This is a genomic window from Neobacillus niacini, assembly GCF_019749295.1.
Classification (GTDB): Bacteria; Bacillota; Bacilli; order Bacillales; family Cytobacillaceae; genus Neobacillus; species Neobacillus niacini_D.
Window position 1 is genome coordinate 325,114 of record NZ_JACWFG010000011.1, and the last position, 15,893, is coordinate 341,006.

The 15,893-nt window shown below is 38.6% G+C and carries 17 protein-coding genes and 1 riboswitch; of the genes, 11 read left to right on the forward strand and 6 right to left on the reverse strand.

Translation table 11 applies throughout. The features are described 5' to 3' along the window. Positions 1-91: 91 nt before the first annotated feature. Both H0184_RS15350 and H0184_RS15355 read left to right on the forward strand, forming a co-directional pair. Entirely contained in the window at positions 92-1,411 is a 1,320-nt protein-coding gene (locus H0184_RS15350) for a hemolysin family protein (RefSeq protein WP_221826878.1), read from the forward strand. Between the two features lie 135 nt (positions 1,412-1,546). Beyond that, positions 1,547-1,810, forward strand: coding sequence for a hypothetical protein (locus H0184_RS15355; protein WP_221826879.1), 264 nt, complete (start codon positions 1,547-1,549; stop codon positions 1,808-1,810). Positions 1,811-1,825: 15 nt separating this feature from the next. Here the strand turns inward: H0184_RS15355 and qoxD are convergent, their stop codons facing one another. Genes qoxD through qoxA form a run of 4 tightly spaced genes read right to left on the reverse strand, consistent with a single transcriptional unit; the run spans position 1,826 to position 5,609 of the window. After that, entirely contained in the window at positions 1,826-2,107 is a 282-nt protein-coding gene (gene qoxD / locus H0184_RS15360) for a cytochrome aa3 quinol oxidase subunit IV (RefSeq protein WP_221826880.1), read from the reverse strand. 1 nt (position 2,108) lies between these two features. After that, positions 2,109-2,705 (reverse strand): cytochrome aa3 quinol oxidase subunit III, encoded by a 597-nt coding sequence (qoxC, locus tag H0184_RS15365; RefSeq protein ID WP_221826881.1) that lies wholly within the window; start codon positions 2,703-2,705, stop codon positions 2,109-2,111. A 3-nt stretch (positions 2,706-2,708) separates the two neighbouring features. Continuing rightward, positions 2,709-4,652, reverse strand: coding sequence for a cytochrome aa3 quinol oxidase subunit I (qoxB, locus tag H0184_RS15370; RefSeq protein WP_221826882.1), 1,944 nt, complete (start codon positions 4,650-4,652; stop codon positions 2,709-2,711). Positions 4,653-4,691: 39 nt separating this feature from the next. After that, entirely contained in the window at positions 4,692-5,609 is a 918-nt protein-coding gene (qoxA, locus tag H0184_RS15375; RefSeq protein WP_221826883.1) for a cytochrome aa3 quinol oxidase subunit II, read from the reverse strand. Between the two features lie 311 nt (positions 5,610-5,920). Here qoxA and H0184_RS15380 point away from each other — a divergent pair, with 311 nt between their 5' ends. From H0184_RS15380 to H0184_RS15395, 4 genes are all read left to right on the forward strand, one after another. Further along, on the forward strand, positions 5,921-6,226 hold the full coding sequence (locus tag H0184_RS15380; protein WP_221826884.1) for an iron-sulfur cluster assembly accessory protein: 306 nt from the start codon (positions 5,921-5,923) through the stop codon (positions 6,224-6,226). Between the two features lie 111 nt (positions 6,227-6,337). Next, positions 6,338-8,053, forward strand: a complete 1,716-nt coding sequence (locus H0184_RS15385) for an ABC transporter ATP-binding protein (RefSeq protein ID WP_221826885.1) — start codon at positions 6,338-6,340, stop codon at positions 8,051-8,053. Positions 8,054-8,160: 107 nt separating this feature from the next. After that, positions 8,161-8,910 (forward strand): Cof-type HAD-IIB family hydrolase, encoded by a 750-nt coding sequence (locus tag H0184_RS15390; RefSeq protein WP_260631594.1) that lies wholly within the window; start codon positions 8,161-8,163, stop codon positions 8,908-8,910. A gap of 193 nt (positions 8,911-9,103) precedes the next feature. Next, on the forward strand, positions 9,104-9,304 hold the full coding sequence (locus H0184_RS15395; protein ID WP_045515670.1) for a cold-shock protein: 201 nt from the start codon (positions 9,104-9,106) through the stop codon (positions 9,302-9,304). A gap of 435 nt (positions 9,305-9,739) precedes the next feature. Here the strand turns inward: H0184_RS15395 and H0184_RS15400 are convergent, their stop codons facing one another. Beyond that, on the reverse strand, positions 9,740-9,943 hold the full coding sequence (locus tag H0184_RS15400) for a YwbE family protein (protein ID WP_221826886.1): 204 nt from the start codon (positions 9,941-9,943) through the stop codon (positions 9,740-9,742). Then, positions 9,943-10,146, reverse strand: a complete 204-nt coding sequence (locus H0184_RS15405) for a hypothetical protein (RefSeq protein ID WP_221826887.1) — start codon at positions 10,144-10,146, stop codon at positions 9,943-9,945. Before H0184_RS15405 ends, H0184_RS15400 begins: the two co-directional genes overlap by 1 nt. A gap of 413 nt (positions 10,147-10,559) precedes the next feature. Between H0184_RS15405 and katA the strand changes: the two genes are divergently transcribed. The 5 genes from katA to H0184_RS15430 all read left to right on the forward strand — a co-directional run bounded on the left by katA (position 10,560) and on the right by H0184_RS15430 (position 15,860). Further along, positions 10,560-12,020: a catalase KatA gene (katA, locus tag H0184_RS15410; protein ID WP_221826888.1), complete on the forward strand. Its 1,461-nt coding sequence runs from the start codon at positions 10,560-10,562 to the stop codon at positions 12,018-12,020. A gap of 184 nt (positions 12,021-12,204) precedes the next feature. After that, a complete protein-coding gene (locus H0184_RS15415; protein ID WP_221826889.1) occupies positions 12,205-13,053 on the forward strand; it encodes an oxidoreductase in 849 nt (282 codons plus the stop codon). A 100-nt stretch (positions 13,054-13,153) separates the two neighbouring features. Next, positions 13,154-13,624: a GyrI-like domain-containing protein gene (locus H0184_RS15420; protein ID WP_221826890.1), complete on the forward strand. Its 471-nt coding sequence runs from the start codon at positions 13,154-13,156 to the stop codon at positions 13,622-13,624. Between the two features lie 89 nt (positions 13,625-13,713). Next, a riboswitch (FMN riboswitch) is annotated at positions 13,714-13,862 on the forward strand. Between the two features lie 174 nt (positions 13,863-14,036). Beyond that, a complete protein-coding gene (gene ribE, locus H0184_RS15425; RefSeq protein WP_221826891.1) occupies positions 14,037-14,696 on the forward strand; it encodes a riboflavin synthase in 660 nt (219 codons plus the stop codon). Between the two features lie 36 nt (positions 14,697-14,732). Then, positions 14,733-15,860, forward strand: coding sequence for a bifunctional 3,4-dihydroxy-2-butanone-4-phosphate synthase/GTP cyclohydrolase II (locus H0184_RS15430; protein ID WP_221826892.1), 1,128 nt, complete (start codon positions 14,733-14,735; stop codon positions 15,858-15,860). Positions 15,861-15,893 lie beyond the last annotated feature (33 nt).

Here is a 15,893-nt window from a genome sequence, read left to right on the forward strand (position 1 = left end):
CTTTGTCAGTAAAAATAGCTATTTATGGGTAAGAATAATGTATACATATATTTTATGGAGGTGTAAGCCTTACATCTTGTAGGGTGAGCCATTGACAATCATAAATCTTCTATTAATTGCACTATTAATTGCCTTAACTGGATTTTTCGTGGCAACTGAATTTGCTATTGTAAAAGTAAGGGGTTCTAGAATTGAACAATTAATCGCAGAAGGGAAAAAAGGGGCAGAAGCGGCAAAACATGTAACAACGCACTTGGATGAATATTTATCAGCCTGCCAGCTTGGAATCACGGTAACAGCTTTAGGTCTTGGCTGGCTTGGAGAACCGACGGTTGAAAGCTTATTGTTTCCATTATTTAAGCGGCTTGAGCTAAATGAAGCAATATCTCATGTTTTATCTTTTGGATTGGCATTCGCTTCTGTTACGTTTTTACATGTCGTGATAGGAGAGCTTGCTCCAAAAACTGTCGCTATCCAAAAAGCAGAACAAATTACACTGGCAACCTCAAAGCCATTGATTTGGTTTTATAAAATCATGTATCCATTTATATGGATCTTAAATCATTCTGCACGGGTAATCGTCGGTTGGTTTGGATTTAAAGCTGTCTCAGAGAATGAATTGGGATTGTCTGAGGAAGAACTTAGAATTTTATTGTCGGAAAGCTACGAGAGTGGAGAAATCAACAAAAGCGAACTGGAGTACGTGAATAATATTTTTGAATTTGACGAAAGAATAGCAAAGGAAATCATGGTTCCAAGGACGGAAATGGTCACCTTGAATATGAATGACAGCATAGAAAATGTCAGGGATATAATAAAAAGAGAAAAATATACACGTTACCCCGTTGTCGTGGATGGTGATAAGGATAATATATTAGGACTTATTAATATTAAAGAAATTTTAACAGAAGAAATTAGGAGAGAAGAAATACTGAAGGATACCACTCTGCAGTCCATGTTAAGACCAGTAATTCGTGTCATTGAATCAATACCCATCCATGACTTGTTGGTGAAAATGCAAAAAGAACGATCCCACATGGCCATTCTGCTGGACGAATATGGCGGGACATCAGGATTGGTAACCGTTGAGGATATTTTAGAAGAAATAGTCGGAGAAATCCGTGATGAATACGACACAGATGAGGTAGCTGAAGTCCGAAAAGTCAATTCTGACCACTATCTTTTCAATGCAAAAGTTTTAGTGGGAGAGGTAAATGATATCTTAGGTACAAACCTTTCGTCTGAAGAAGTGGATACGATAGGAGGCTGGTTTCTGACGCGTAACTTTGATGCAAAAAAGGGCGACCAAATCGAGGAAGAAGGAATTATCTTCACCGTGAAAGAAATTCAAGGTCATCATATTCTTTTGATAGAAGCAAAAAAGGTTTTTACCGCTGAACAAAAAACGTGATTGAGCAATTCCACTTTATTGGGAATTGCTTTTTTAAATAAAGTCAAGAATTGAGGTTTATTTTTTGAAAAAAAGTTTGACAATTTTGTGAACACGGTGAATAATTAATAGTATATAGAAAGGGGATACGTTATTATGGTGGGAAGAGAGAAAGTACTTAATGCAATTGCCTATATAGGTCTTACAATCCTTATGATTGGAATACTATCTTTTATTACAGGATTACTTGTAAACGGTTTCAGTGCGTTGGTTGCAGTCGGAATTGGTATATCTGTTGGTGCTGTATTTATTTTTCTGATTGGTGTGTTTTTAGTTGTGACAGATGAGATGTTGGAAAAATCAAATAGAGGGACGAAAGTAGTTCCAATGAAATCAAAAGAAGGAGCACCTATTCAATAGGTACTCCTTTTTCATTTACATATCCCAAATCATAGCGAGCAGCGTTCCAAACACGGTAACGAGCGCGATGATTAAACCGTAAAAAACATTTGTATAAATGGCACCTTTATCCTTCGTTTCACCAGCATGCATGAAAACAACTAATTGAAGTCCTGCTTGTATGAAGGCTGTGACTAGAAGAATTGTCATGCCTGCTGCAAAAGACATATCCAGGAAGTATACGGCTAATGCAACGGTGGTTAAAAGTAAAGAGAATACAAAACCAAGTACTTGTTTCATCGGGAATAATTGGTTCATATTACATCATTCCTTTCAAATAGATGAAGCTGAAGATGAAAATCCATACGACATCTAGGAAATGCCAATAAAGTGAGAAGATAAATGCTTTATTGGTAGTCTGAGGAGTCAATCCTCGTTTTTTCACCTGCAGGATGATGAATAATCCCCAGAAAAATCCAAGTGTAACGTGTGCTCCATGTGTTCCCAGCGTAGTTAAAAGGGCTGCCGTAAAGGCGCTGGTTTGCAATGTTGCTCCTTCATGCACATACGTAACAAATTCAAAGACTTCCACTCCTAAAAAGGCAAGACCAAGAAGGAGAGTGATCGAAAAGAAGGAGATCATTGCTTTTTTATTCCCAATACGCATCGCATGAATTCCGAGTCCAACAGTAAAACTACTTGTTAGGAGTAAAAGTGTTTCAAATAAAACCGGAGTGATTTGGAATATCTCTGCTCCAGTTGGTCCGCTGCCGGTTCTATTTTCTAGTGTGAAATAGGTTGCGAAAAGGGTAGCGAAAAGCATAATTTCTGCACCCAAGAAGATCCAAAAACCTAGTATTTTTAAACTGTTTTCTTCGGTACTATATTCTAATGGAAGCGAGTTATCTATTTTCATTTTTTAAGCACCTCGCAAATTTGTTTCTGTTTCTTCAATTTCTTTTACAGTGATATAACGGCCATGGTCTTGTTCAAAGGACCGCAGTGCCATACATACGAAAATACCTATAGTCGTAACAATGACTGGAATCCACAAGCTGAAAATAAAGGAGAATCCCCAGACAAAGAAAATACAGCTCATGATAAATGGAATACCGCTATTATTAGGCATGTGAATTTTCTCATAATCGCCTTTGAATAGGACATGACCATTTTTCTTCGCGTCCCATAATGCTTCATTAGAACGTACATCGGGTAAAATCGCAAAATTATATTCTGGTACTGGTGTATGGGTAGACCACTCTAGTGTGCGGGCATCCCAAGGGTCATTGCTGATATCTCTTGATTCATATCGAGTACTATAGTAGATGTTGTAGACTATTAACACAAAACCTATGGCCATGATTGCCGCTCCTACGAACGAAATCATATTCATTAAGCTAAATCCTGAAGCTTCAGAGTACGTGTACATACGGCGTGCCTGACCATCTAACCCTGATACATACATTGGCATGAAGGCAAAGATGAAGCCGATTGAAAGCAGCCAAGCAGTCCATTTTCCAATTTTCTCATTTAACATAAATCCAAACATTTTTGGCCAGTAATAATGCAGCCCTGCAAGCATCGCATAAACGACACCAGGAATAATAACGTTATGGAAATGAGCAACTAGGAACATCGTATTGTGATATTGATAGTCTGCTGCAGACATTGCAAGCATGACCCCGGTAACTCCGCCAAGTGTAAATAACGGAATGAACAGCATGCTGTAAAGCATCGGTGTAGTAAAAACAATTTTTCCTTTTCTCAGTGTCAGGAGCCAGTTAAAGATCTTAACACCAGTCGGAACGGCTATCGCCATGGTTGTAATCGAGAAGATACTATTTGTTAAAGCACCTTGACCCATTGTAAAGAAGTGGTGCGCCCATACTAAGAAGGATAGCAGGGAGATAATGACCATTGAACCTACCATAGATTTATAGCCATATAGGTTACGGCGTGCAAAGGTTGAGATAACCTCACTATAAATACCAAACGCTGGCAGGATTAAGATATACACTTCAGGATGTCCCCAAACCCAGAAGATATTAGCCCAAAGCATATCCATACCGCCATTATCCATGGTAAAGAAATGTGTTCCAAATTGACGATCGAGTGTTCCCATAGCTAGTAATACAGCTAATACTGGGAATGCGAAAACGATAATGACGTTCGCAATTAAAGCGGACCAAGTAAACATTGGCATTTTCATTAATGTCATACCAGGTGCTCTCATTTTAAGAATTGTCGTAATGAAGTTAATTCCTGTCATTAATGTACCAATACCTGCAATTTGAATCGCAATCATATAATAATTGGTACCTACAGATTCACTAAATTCATTTCCTGCAAGCGGGAAGTATGAGGTCCAGCCTGCGTCAGGTGAACCGCCGACAACGAATGAAATGTTGAATAGCATCGCACCCATAAAGAATAACCAGAAGCTTAATGCATTCAAACGTGGAAATGCCACGTCTCGTGCTCCAATTTGGAGCGGGACAACAAAGTTCATAAAGAACATAATAAATGGCATTGCCATAAACAGAATCATAACAATCCCGTGGGTCGTGAAAATCTCATTATAATGCTGTGCGTCAAGCAGCGTGTTTTCTGGAACTGCCAGCTGAGCACGCATCATAATTGCGTCAACCCCGCCTCGGAATAGCATAAGGAGGGCAGAAAGCAGATACATAATACCAATACGTTTGTGGTCAACCGTTGTTAACCACTCGCGCCATAGGTAGCCCCATTTTTTAAAATAAGTTAACCCTGCAATCACTGCAATAACTGTAAGTCCAATGGCAGCCATTGAGGCATAAATTGCAATACTAGGATGTGGGACGGCAAAACGATCAAAGAAATCCATTTATACTATCTCCTTTCAACGGAAGATTACTATTTTATATTAATGACTCATACCTTCATGTTCGGTATGTGAACCTGTGTGTGTGTCTGATTCAGATGTTTCTGATGATTCTTCGCCATGTTCATGACCTGATGGCGGTGGTGAAAACTCAAGGTGAGTTCCAGTATATGTTTGCTGCCCAAGATGACCTGGCTCTAATAATTCCTCAAATTTTTTCTCTGTAATCGGCTTAGCTGTTTCTTTTACTTCTTTTACCCAGTCGTCAAAATCCTTTTGAGACATGGCTGTAACATTGAAGGTATTCTCAGCAAAACCTTTACCAGAGAAGTTTGCATTTCGTCCCATGAATTCACCAGGGACATCTGCGGCTAAGTGCAATGTGGTTACCATGTCAGCCATTGCATACTTTTGTCCGCCTAATTGTGGAATCCAGAAACTTGTAATAGGTCCGTGGGAATAAAGTCTAAATTCAAGTGCTCGGTCTGTTGGGATATATAAGTAGTTAACTGTTTCAATTCCTTCTTCTGGATAGCTGAAATGCCATTTCCAGTTAGAGGAAGAAGCATACACCACTAACGGCTTTGTATCTTCATACCCCTTTGGCTTTGCCTCAACGATATAGTTACTTTGGACAGATACATAAGATAGAAATGCAACGATGATTACCGGTATACCTACCATAATAACCTCAACCCAAAGGTTCCCTTCAATATGAGGCGGTTCATAATCAGCTCTTTGTTTTGAAGCTCGATACTTTACCAGCATGTAGACTAACAATGCAAAAACAACAATGACAATAATAGCCATTAATCCTATCGATAATAGGATGTCACTGGCCTGTCTTTCTGCTTGTGGACCTTTAGGATCCAAAACAAGTAATGGTTCACATCCAGCTAATACAGTAATGATTGTGAAAAACACTGAAAGTAAAGCTGCTTTTATACCTTTTTTGTGCATTTTTTTATTACTCCTCTCATTGATTATCATTGTAGTTGTTCGTGAATTCATTCACAAACTAAGGTGGAGGTTTATCTAAAATAATTACTAGCTAATAATAATTACGAAATTGGTGTTATTATCCCGTACCACAATATTAACAACAAAGGTGTGATGTTTATATACGTTTTTCGAATTATTTGTGACAAATTTGTTAAGGTTTTTAATTCCAATAAAAATCAGCTTAAAAGTTGGACAAATAAAATAATTGTCTTTTTTTTCAAATTAATGGGATAATGAATAGGTATACCATTTGAATAGGAGAGACAAATATGAAAGTCAAAATTAATCGGCATGCAGCAAAAGCATTGAAAAAAATGCTGGAAGGTCCGGAAGCAGAAGGGAAAATGTTCCGTGTGTATATCACAAATATGCATGGCGACCATGCTCACTATGATTTAATGCTGGATACACCAACCGAACATGATGAAGTGGTAAAAACAGATAAGGATATAGATATCATTCTGGATACTCGTGAGGAATATCTAGATGGAGTATGGATTCAATTGTTCCATGTTCCAAAAGAAGAATGGCTGATTACCAATCCGACAAAAGGCGGCCATCATCACCATCATTAATAATATAGAAAGAAATGAACTCCACCTGAGGTTTTCAGGTGGAGTTTTTGATTGTAATTTTCGAAATATTTTCATATAATCCAATTACTTACCTTAAAAAGGAGATATGTAATGATTCGACGTTTTTTTTCCTATTACAGACCGCATAAAAAGCTTTTTATTCTGGATTTTAGCAGTGCAGTGGTTGTTGCGGTTTTAGAGCTAGCCTTTCCACTGGCTGTATCATGGTTTATTGATGATCTGCTGCCAGGAGGAGATTGGCAAACGATTGTGACTGTCAGTGCTGCGCTTCTAACGGTTTATATCCTTAGTACCTTCTTGCAGTTTGTTGTGAATTACTGGGGGCACAAGCTTGGGATTAATATCGAAACAGACATGCGTCAAGAGCTATTTGAACACGTACAAAAACAGTCATTCCGCTTTTTTGATAATACCAAGACAGGACATATTATGAGTAGAATAACCAACGACTTATTTGATCTTGGGGAACTTGCACATCATGGACCGGAGGATGTTTTCATTGCGGTGATGACGTTTATCGGTGCATTCTGGATTATGCTGACAATCAATGTGAAATTGGCATTGGTGGCTGTTATGATTCTTCCATTGTTGGCATTATTGGTTGTATTCAGTAATTTAAAAATGAATAAAGCGTGGGGCCATATGTATACAAGCATTGCAGATGTAAATGCGCGAGTGGAGGATAGTGTTTCGGGCAGCCGTGTGGTTCAATCTTTCACAAATGAAGATTTTGAGATTGCAAGATTTCGAAAAAATAATCAAAAATATCGAAATGCAAAACTAATGGGCTATCGTGTCATGTCTTTTAGTTTATCAGGTATTTATATGATGACAAGACTCATTACGATTATTGTCCTTGTTTATGGAGCATGGCTTAGCTTTACTGGTCAGCTCTCTTACGGGGAACTTGTTGGATTTGTTCTATATGTAAATGTTCTTTTCAAACCAATTGATAAAATTAGTGCAATCATGGAATTATATCCAAAAGGAATGGCAGGGTTTAAACGCTTCATGGAAATTATTGACTCTGAGCCAGAAGTAAAAGATACGAATGATGCGATTGAAGTTGCATCACTAAACGGTGATATTACCTTTAAAGAGGTAACCTTCAGCTATGATCAGCAAAAATCAGTACTTGAACGTATTAATTTGAACATTCATGCAGGTGAGACAATTGCGTTTGTTGGACCATCAGGAGCAGGTAAAACAACCATATGTTCATTGATCCCTAGGTTTTATGATGTGAGCCATGGCAGTATTACTATTGATGGTATCGATATTCGCAACATGACCAAAAAATCACTTCGTTCTCAAATCGGTATTGTTCAACAGGATGTTTTTCTGTTTACTGGGACAATTAGGGAAAATATTGCCTATGGAAAGCGGAATGCCTCTGATGAGGAAATTATAGAGGCTGCAAAACGAGCGCATCTTGAGAAATTTATACAATCGCTCCCAGAAGGCTACGAAACAGAAATTGGTGAACGTGGATTAAAGCTTTCCGGTGGTCAAAAGCAAAGACTCGCGATTGCAAGAATGTTTCTGAAAAATCCGCCAATCCTTATCTTGGATGAAGCGACCTCTGCGCTCGATACCGAAACAGAAATGGTCATTCAAGAAGCTCTGAACGAACTGGCCAAAAACCGAACCACCTTGATTATTGCTCATAGGCTGGCAACCATTCGGAATGCTGACCGTATAATTGTGGTTACTGAAGATGGAATTGCTGAGGAAGGCGGTCATGACGAGTTAATAGAGCAAGGCGGTATCTTTGCAAATCTTCATCGTGTACAATACCAGAAATAACGATTTGGGAAAATCTCTACGAAGTACGTGGAGATTTTTCTATTTTGAGGATAGAAGAAATTGGTTACTCTATAAAGGTATGGCTGTGAAGGAGTGAATTTACACAAATGCAGAATTTCAAAAGTGATAATGAGATTAAACTAATTGCACTTGATATGGATGGTACACTGTTAAATGATGAACACAAAATTTCAGAGGGAAACAGGCTGGCCATTAAGGATGCTCAGGATAAAGGGGTACTTGTAGTACTTAGCACTGGCCGTTCACTAAGAAAATGTGAAAAACATGCTGACTCCCTTGCACTATCATCCTATTTAGTGACCGTAAACGGCAGTGAGATTTGGGACGATAAGAGAGGGTTAGTGGAAAGAAATCTTTTGAGTTCAGAGTCGATTCAATGGATGCTAGAGTTAACTCAAAAGCATAAGATAAGGTTTTGGGCAATCAATACGAATCGAAACTGGTTTGATGAAATGCCCGAAGATATCCATGCTGAGGAATGGTTGAAATTTGGGTTTAACATTAAAGATGTAGAGACGAGAGATATAATATTAAAAGAACTGCAGGAAAAGGGAGAGTTTGAGTTAAGTAACTCTACTCCAACGAATATTGAAGTAAACCCTGCTGGAATCAATAAGGCTAAAGGGCTGAAGTTAGTCTGTGAACGTCTCGGTATTGAAATGAAGAATGTGATGGCAGTCGGCGACAGTCTAAATGATTTAGCGATGATTGAAGAAGCTGGCTTAGGTATAGCGATGGGTAATGCACAGGATATGGTTAAACAAGCAGCGGCCTGGGTTACAACGAGCAATAATGAAGATGGTGTCGCAATAGCAATCCGAAAATGGGTGTTCTAGTACTATCTTTTACGGAGTATAAAACAATATACTTGTTTAAAATTTTATTTTTATGAAATAAAATGGACTGCATTGTGAAATACTTTAATTACAAGAGGATATTGTTTAAAAATAATTCCTCTTGGTTATAATAATCGGGCAAGACTATATTGCAATTTCATGTAATTGTTACATGCTAGGAGGAGCTACAAAAATGGAACATGGTAAAGTAAAATGGTTTAACGGTGAAAAAGGCTTTGGATTTATCGAGCGTGACGGTGGAGACGATGTTTTCGTACACTTCTCAGCTATTCAAGGCGAAGGCTACAAAACGTTAGATGAAGGTCAAGAAGTAACGTTTGAAATCGAGAATGGACAACGTGGTCCACAAGCGGTTAACGTTCGTAAGGCATAATAACCTTCTAAAAACAAACAGACTCCAATTTGTGAGTCTGTTTTTTATTTTTCTGAGAAAATCAGTGAGCCCGAAAACGTTAATACGAGGGATAGCGTTCACATGAAGGCAATGAGAGCCCGTCCAGAGTAAAAAGAAGAGAGAGTGGTCACTCATGAGGGCCATGAGAGCCCGTCAAGAGTAAAAAGAAGAGAGAGTGGTCACTCATGAGGGCCGTGAGAGCCCGTTAACAGTAAAAAGAAGAGCGTATGGTCTCTCATGAAGGCAATGAGAGCCCAGAAACAGTAAAAACAGAGAGTGCGGGTCACTCATAGGACAAACACATTCCTATAGATTAAAAAAACCTCCACAAAATGTGGAGGTTCCATATGTGATAAGTAAAATGGTTACTAATAGTATGTGGTTATTGTAGAGAATTAATACCTATCGTATATTTTAGCGTTTTGAATTCAATATTTCCTGAACTCTGCCAACTTGCCCATCCGTTAACCTAACCTTGATCCCATGAGGGTGGGAGCTGGAGTTCGTTAAAATATCCTTTACTATGCCTCTTGTAAGTTTTCCGGTTCTCTGGTCAGCCTTGAGAACAATATTGACCTCGATACCGGCAGTGATGTCTTTTCTATTCTGACCGTTCATTAAACACCCATTTTTCTTCGAGTATTACTCACTTTTTTTGTCTGCTGACTCTTCATTTTCTGGCTATTAGGAAGACCACTCTGGGTATTATTCGCAGCTGCAGCCTTGTTTTTCTTATTTGCCAGCTGCTGCTTCATCGCTTCCTGCAAGCTCATCTTCTTTTTCGGTTCTTCATTTTGATTGGTTTGATTGTTTTCTGACATAAGGAAATCCTCCTGAAAAATAAGTACTAAGATACATACAGTATAATCTATTTCTTAACAAATTAACAATTTAATAAAAATTTCTAAAGGCTGTGTTAAAAAGGGATGTTGATTTGTGCTCCAGGCGCTTCGCTTTCCGCAGGCGGTTCGGGAAGCCTCCTCGACGCTGAAGCGCCTGCGGGGTCTCCCCTGTCCCGTCCTCCTGCAGGAGTCTCGCGCCTTCCGCACAAATCAACATGTTCTAAAATCAACAGTTATCTTTAACACAGCAAAAATAAAAAAGTGTTAATAATCAATTGTAATTATATTAAAAATAGTTCTATATAATAATTATTATAATTTAATATTGATTTTTATAAGATTTATATTATAATTTAGGAAGTTAGTAATTAAATAGTTTACGAGGTGATTAAATGAGTAACGAGAAAAAACATTTAACAACAAGCTATGGAGCACCAGTAGGAGATAATCAAAATTCAATGACTGCTGGTTCTCGTGGACCTGCATTAATCCAAGATGTGCATTTGCTTGAGAAATTAGCACACTTTAACCGTGAACGCGTGCCTGAGAGGGTTGTTCATGCCAAAGGTGCTGGAGCACATGGCTATTTTGAAGTTACCAATGATATGTCAAAATATACAAAAGCAAAACTATTTAATGGTGCTGGTAAAACCACACCGATGTTCATCCGATTCTCAACTGTAGCCGGAGAATTGGGCTCAGCTGATACTGTGAGGGACCCACGCGGTTTTGCTGTTAAGTTTTATACAGAAGAAGGAAATTATGATTTAGTAGGAAACAATACGCCGATTTTCTTCATCAGAGATGCGATTAAATTTCCAGACTTTATCCATACACAAAAAAGAGATCCGCGAACACATTTAAAAAATCCAAATGCGGTTTGGGATTTCTGGTCGTTATCACCAGAATCATTACACCAAGTAACGTACTTGATGGGTGACCGGGGTATACCTGCGACCCTTCGTCATATGAACGGATATGGAAGCCATACCTTTAAATGGGTAAACGAAGAAGGCGAAGCTGTTTGGGTGAAATATCACTTTAAAACAGAACAAGGCGTTAAAAATATGTCAAAAGACGTAGCTGCTAAGCTTGCTGGTGAGAATCCAGATTATCATACAGAAGATTTATTTAATGCGATTGAAAATGGCGACTTCCCTAAATGGAAGCTTTATGTCCAAATCATGCCTTTAGAGGACGCAAATACTTATCGCTTTGATCCATTTGATGTAACCAAAGTATGGTCACACAAGGATTATCCATTAATTGAAGTGGGCCAAATGGTTTTAAATCGTAATCCTGAGAACTATTTTGCTGAAGTAGAGCAGGCAGCATTCTCACCAGGAACGCTGGTACCTGGGATTGAACCATCACCTGATAAAATGCTGCAAGGTCGATTATTTGCTTATTCCGATGCACATCGCTATCGTGTAGGGGCAAATCATAATCTGCTTCCTATCAATCGTCCAAAAGTAGAAGTAAATAACTATCAACGTGATGGTCAAATGCGTTCTGACAATAATGGCGGACGGTCAGTTTACTATGAACCTAATAGCTTTGGGGGTCCAACAGAGGCAGCTGTTGCGAAAACGACTGCTTTCCCAGTTTCGGGTGTTGCAGAAAGTGTGACTTATGATCATAATGATCATTACACACAAGCTGGTGACCTGTACCGCTTAATGTCAGAGGAAGAGCGTACACGTCTTATTGAAACTGTTGTAGGTTCAATGATGCCAGTTGAGAGAGATGATATTAAGCTTCGTCAAATCCAACACTTCTATAAAGCAGACCCAGAGTATGGTGAAAGAGTAGCAAAAGGTCTAGGCTTAGCCATACCGCAAGAAGTAAAATAAATACGATAACAACAAAAGACTGTTCATTTGACAGTCTTTTGTTGTTTTCTGATTTATTAAGAAAATATCGTATATTTCGACAGCTTTTTCAATTCTCCCATAATAAACTTATTCTTATTAACAATGGGAGAGAAACATTGATAATTACATATGTTATTAATGCAAATAGGAGATAAACTTACATATGAAAAACAAAATAGCTATAGTAACGGGAACATCGAGCGGGTTTGGACTAATGACTTCTATAGAGCTGGCTAAGGAAGGCTTTACTGTAATTGCGGGAATGAGAGATTATAGTAAAAGCTCTAACTTGTTGCTGGAAGCAACGAAACATGGGGTTGAGTCCAAGATTTTCGTACATAAATTGGATGTAACAGATGAAAAATTAATCCTTGACTTCCAAACATGGGTTATCGAGGAGTTTGGGAAAGTGGATGTACTAGTTAATAATGCAGGATATGCGGGTGCTGGTTTTGTAGAAGAAGTATCGATGGATGAATATCGAAAACAGTTTGAAACAAATGTATTTGGGGTTTTCGCTGTCACCAAGGCGTTTTTGCCTTCAATGAGAAAACGAGGGCAGGGGTGTATTATCAATATCAGCAGTATTAGCGGGAAGACTGCTTTTCCAGGTCTGTCACCTTATAGTGCCTCAAAGCATGCTATAGAAGGCTGGAGTGAGAGTCTGCGATTAGAAATGAAGCCATTTGGTGTAAAAGTAGTCTTAGTTGAACCAGGATCATACAAAACGAGTATTTGGACTACAGGAAAGCAGGTTGCTGCAGGTTCATTGCATGCTGACTCTCCCTATCACGATTACATGGTGAAAATTGAAAACTATATTTCAGAAGGCGAAAATAACTTTGGCAGCCCGCAAGAAGTGGCCCGTAAAATAACGGAGATTGCAGGCATGAAAAACCCAGACCTAAGATACCCCATTGGGCAAGGAGTTAAAGCTGCTATCTTTATCAAGAACCTTATGCCGTGGAAACTTTGGGAAAATGTAATTCTTAAAAAATTGTTCAAAAAATAGAAGAGCTCCAAAGAATTCACAATGTTGTACCTATTTAGGAGGAATTCTTTAATTAAAGTGAGAATAATAGATATATGAATAGAGTTAGTGGAGGGATAATATGAAAATCCAAGTGCTTGAAAAAGATGAAATAAAGGTGGTTGGAATTTCGAGGAATGGCACCTATTCTCAATTGGACACCATACCCGATTTATTCGATGAGTTAAAAGAACGTTTAATAGAGGTACCAAATCAAACAAATGATTCTATTTTGATTGCTCCCTTTCATAGCAGGGAAACAGAATTTACCTATTATGTTACAACACCAGTGGAAAATTTAGAGCATGTCCCTGAGGGAATGGTCGGATTTACCATTCCTCGGAAAAATTATGTTTGTACATCACATAAGGGGAATCTAGAAGAAGTAGAAAATACGTATCGACAAATGTTAGTGTGGATGCAGGAATATGGCTATGACCTAGACCATCATGCCTTGAGCTTAGAAATACTAAAAGGAAATAATATTGATAAAGAAGATAATATGCAGTTCGAACTTTATCTGCCTGTTAAAAGCTATAAAGTTACATGCTAAGGTTTATTTCGGGTGAAGAATTTTTCTTCTCCTTCTTTTTTTTTAGCATTTTTTATTAAAGTTCTGTATACTTGTGGTAATCATATTGAATATTCCTTCGGGGTCAGGTGAAATTCCTAACCGGCGGTGATGAAGCATATAGCTTCTTAGTCCGTGACCCGGTTAACGTAAAAGTTAAGCGGTGGATCTGGTGCAAATCCAGAGCCGACAGTTAAAGTCTGGATGGGAGAAGGAAAAAAATCCGGTTTAACCAAGGGAGAAGTTTACCCTTTTTTAAGCCCTATTTTCTTATTGCCTTTTCCAAGGACCCTGAAGTGTTATCTCTTCGGGGTCCTTTTTTATTCTATTATGAGTATAGATTAAGAATTATTTTCTCAAGGCTTTGCAAAAAATAGAAAAGGAGGTCAAAGCGGTGTTTACCGGTATTATTGAAGAATTAGGAGTAGTAGCCAATATCCAGCGAAGCGGAGAATCATTTGTTCTTACAATTGATGCCAAAAAAATTCTCAAGGATGTTCATCTTGGAGACAGTATCTCTGTAAACGGAGTTTGTCTTACTGTTACAAGCTTTTCTGGCAATCAGTTTACAGTTGATGTGATGCCTGAAACCGTGAAAGCATCCAGTTTACAATCCCTGAAACGTGGTGCCAAGGTGAATCTTGAAAGAGCGATGGCAGCAGGAGGGAGATTTGGCGGTCACTTCGTTTCAGGCCATATTGATGGAACAGGTGTGATTAAAAGTAAGAAGCAAATCGAAAATGCAGTTTATTACGAAATTGAAGCTCCGCCAGAAATACTAAGGTACATCATTGAAAGAGGATCGGTTGCCGTTGATGGTACAAGCCTGACAGTATTTGGAGTTACGGATGAGTCATTTACTTTATCACTGATTCCCCATACTTTATCAGAAAGTATTATTGGTCTTAAAGAATCTGGTGATATCGTCAATTTAGAATGCGATATGATTGGTAAGTATGTTGGGCATTTTCTAATGAGCAGTCAAAATAATCATAAAAGTAAGAGTCCATCCGGTATTAGTGCAAGTTTTTTAGAAGAGAATGGTTTCCTATAGCTACATAACAACACTTTTGGAAAGGGGAGATTAGCATTGTTTGATACTATTGAAGCAGCATTGAAAGATTTAAAAGAAGGCAAAGTCATCATTGTTTGTGACGATGAGGACAGAGAAAATGAAGGTGATTTTATTTCCTTAGCTGAAAAGGCTACACCTGAAGTAATCAATCTAATGGCTACTCATGGGAGAGGGTTAATCTGCGTTCCCGTTGACGAGGAGTTAGCACAGAAATTAGATCTTTTCCCAATGGTGGCAGTTAATACAGATGTCCATGGTACGGCGTTTACGGTCAGCATTGACCATAAGCATTCAACCACAGGAATTTCTGCCTTTGAGCGTTCTGCAACCGTATTGAGCATGCTTGATCCGGAATCGAAGCCTTCTGACTTCAAGCGGCCAGGTCATATTTTTCCTTTAGTGGCCAAAAAAGGTGGAGTTTTGAGGAGAACTGGGCACACTGAGGCGGCAGTAGATTTGGCAAGATTGTGCGGGTCTAAACCTGCAGGAGTCATTTGCGAAATCATGAATGAAGATGGAACAATGGCACGTGTTCCGGAGCTGCGCAAAATTGCCAATGAACTAAACGTCAAATTGATTACCATTAAAGACTTGATTGAATACCGCAATAAAAAGGACAAGTTAGTCAAACGCGAAGTCGAAATCAATTTACCAACGGAATTTGGTGAATTTAGGGCTGCAGGGTATTCAAACGTCATTGATGGTAAAGAGCATATAGCATTAATAAAAGGGGAAATAAACCCTGAAAATCCTACCCTTGTTCGGGTTCATTCCGAGTGCCTGACCGGTGATGTTTTCGGTTCTTACCGCTGTGAATGCCGCCCGCAGCTGCATGCAGCATTAAGTCAAATTGAACGAGAAGGAAACGGAGTTCTCCTCTATATGCGTCAGAATGGCAATGGGTTAGTAAATAAATTGCGTTCATACAAGGTACAAGAAGATGAGCAAAACGCTGTTGAAGAAAATGGAGAAGAACTCCGAGAATTTGGGATTGGTGCTCAAATCCTAAAGGATCTAGGAATAAGTAAAATGAAACTATTAACCAACAACCCGCGGAAAATAAAAGGAATCAAAGGCTACGACCTAGAAGTCGTCGAAACCGTCCCATTGCAAATGGAACTACTCGATGAAAAAGTAAAATAAATAATAAAAATCTTTTACACTTAAATTTATGGA

Excerpts from the sequence above, each read along its gene's own strand:
- H0184_RS15355 (WP_221826879.1), top strand. The coding sequence starts at position 1,547 with ATGGTGGGAAGAGAGAAAGTACTTAATGCAATTGCCTATATAGGTCTT.
- qoxD (WP_221826880.1), bottom strand. The coding sequence starts at position 2,107 with ATGAACCAATTATTCCCGATGAAACAAGTACTTGGTTTTGTATTCTCT.
- qoxC (WP_221826881.1), bottom strand. The coding sequence starts at position 2,705 with ATGAAAATAGATAACTCGCTTCCATTAGAATATAGTACCGAAGAAAAC.
- qoxB (WP_221826882.1), bottom strand. The coding sequence starts at position 4,652 with ATGGATTTCTTTGATCGTTTTGCCGTCCCACATCCTAGTATTGCAATT.
- qoxA (WP_221826883.1), bottom strand. The coding sequence starts at position 5,609 with ATGCACAAAAAAGGTATAAAAGCAGCTTTACTTTCAGTGTTTTTCACA.
- H0184_RS15380 (WP_221826884.1), top strand. The coding sequence starts at position 5,921 with ATGAAAGTCAAAATTAATCGGCATGCAGCAAAAGCATTGAAAAAAATG.
- H0184_RS15385 (WP_221826885.1), top strand. The coding sequence starts at position 6,338 with ATGATTCGACGTTTTTTTTCCTATTACAGACCGCATAAAAAGCTTTTT.
- H0184_RS15390 (WP_260631594.1), top strand. The coding sequence starts at position 8,161 with ATGCAGAATTTCAAAAGTGATAATGAGATTAAACTAATTGCACTTGAT.
- H0184_RS15395 (WP_045515670.1), top strand. The coding sequence starts at position 9,104 with ATGGAACATGGTAAAGTAAAATGGTTTAACGGTGAAAAAGGCTTTGGA.
- H0184_RS15400 (WP_221826886.1), bottom strand. The coding sequence starts at position 9,943 with ATGAACGGTCAGAATAGAAAAGACATCACTGCCGGTATCGAGGTCAAT.
- H0184_RS15405 (WP_221826887.1), bottom strand. The coding sequence starts at position 10,146 with ATGTCAGAAAACAATCAAACCAATCAAAATGAAGAACCGAAAAAGAAG.
- katA (WP_221826888.1), top strand. The coding sequence starts at position 10,560 with ATGAGTAACGAGAAAAAACATTTAACAACAAGCTATGGAGCACCAGTA.
- H0184_RS15415 (WP_221826889.1), top strand. The coding sequence starts at position 12,205 with ATGAAAAACAAAATAGCTATAGTAACGGGAACATCGAGCGGGTTTGGA.
- H0184_RS15420 (WP_221826890.1), top strand. The coding sequence starts at position 13,154 with ATGAAAATCCAAGTGCTTGAAAAAGATGAAATAAAGGTGGTTGGAATT.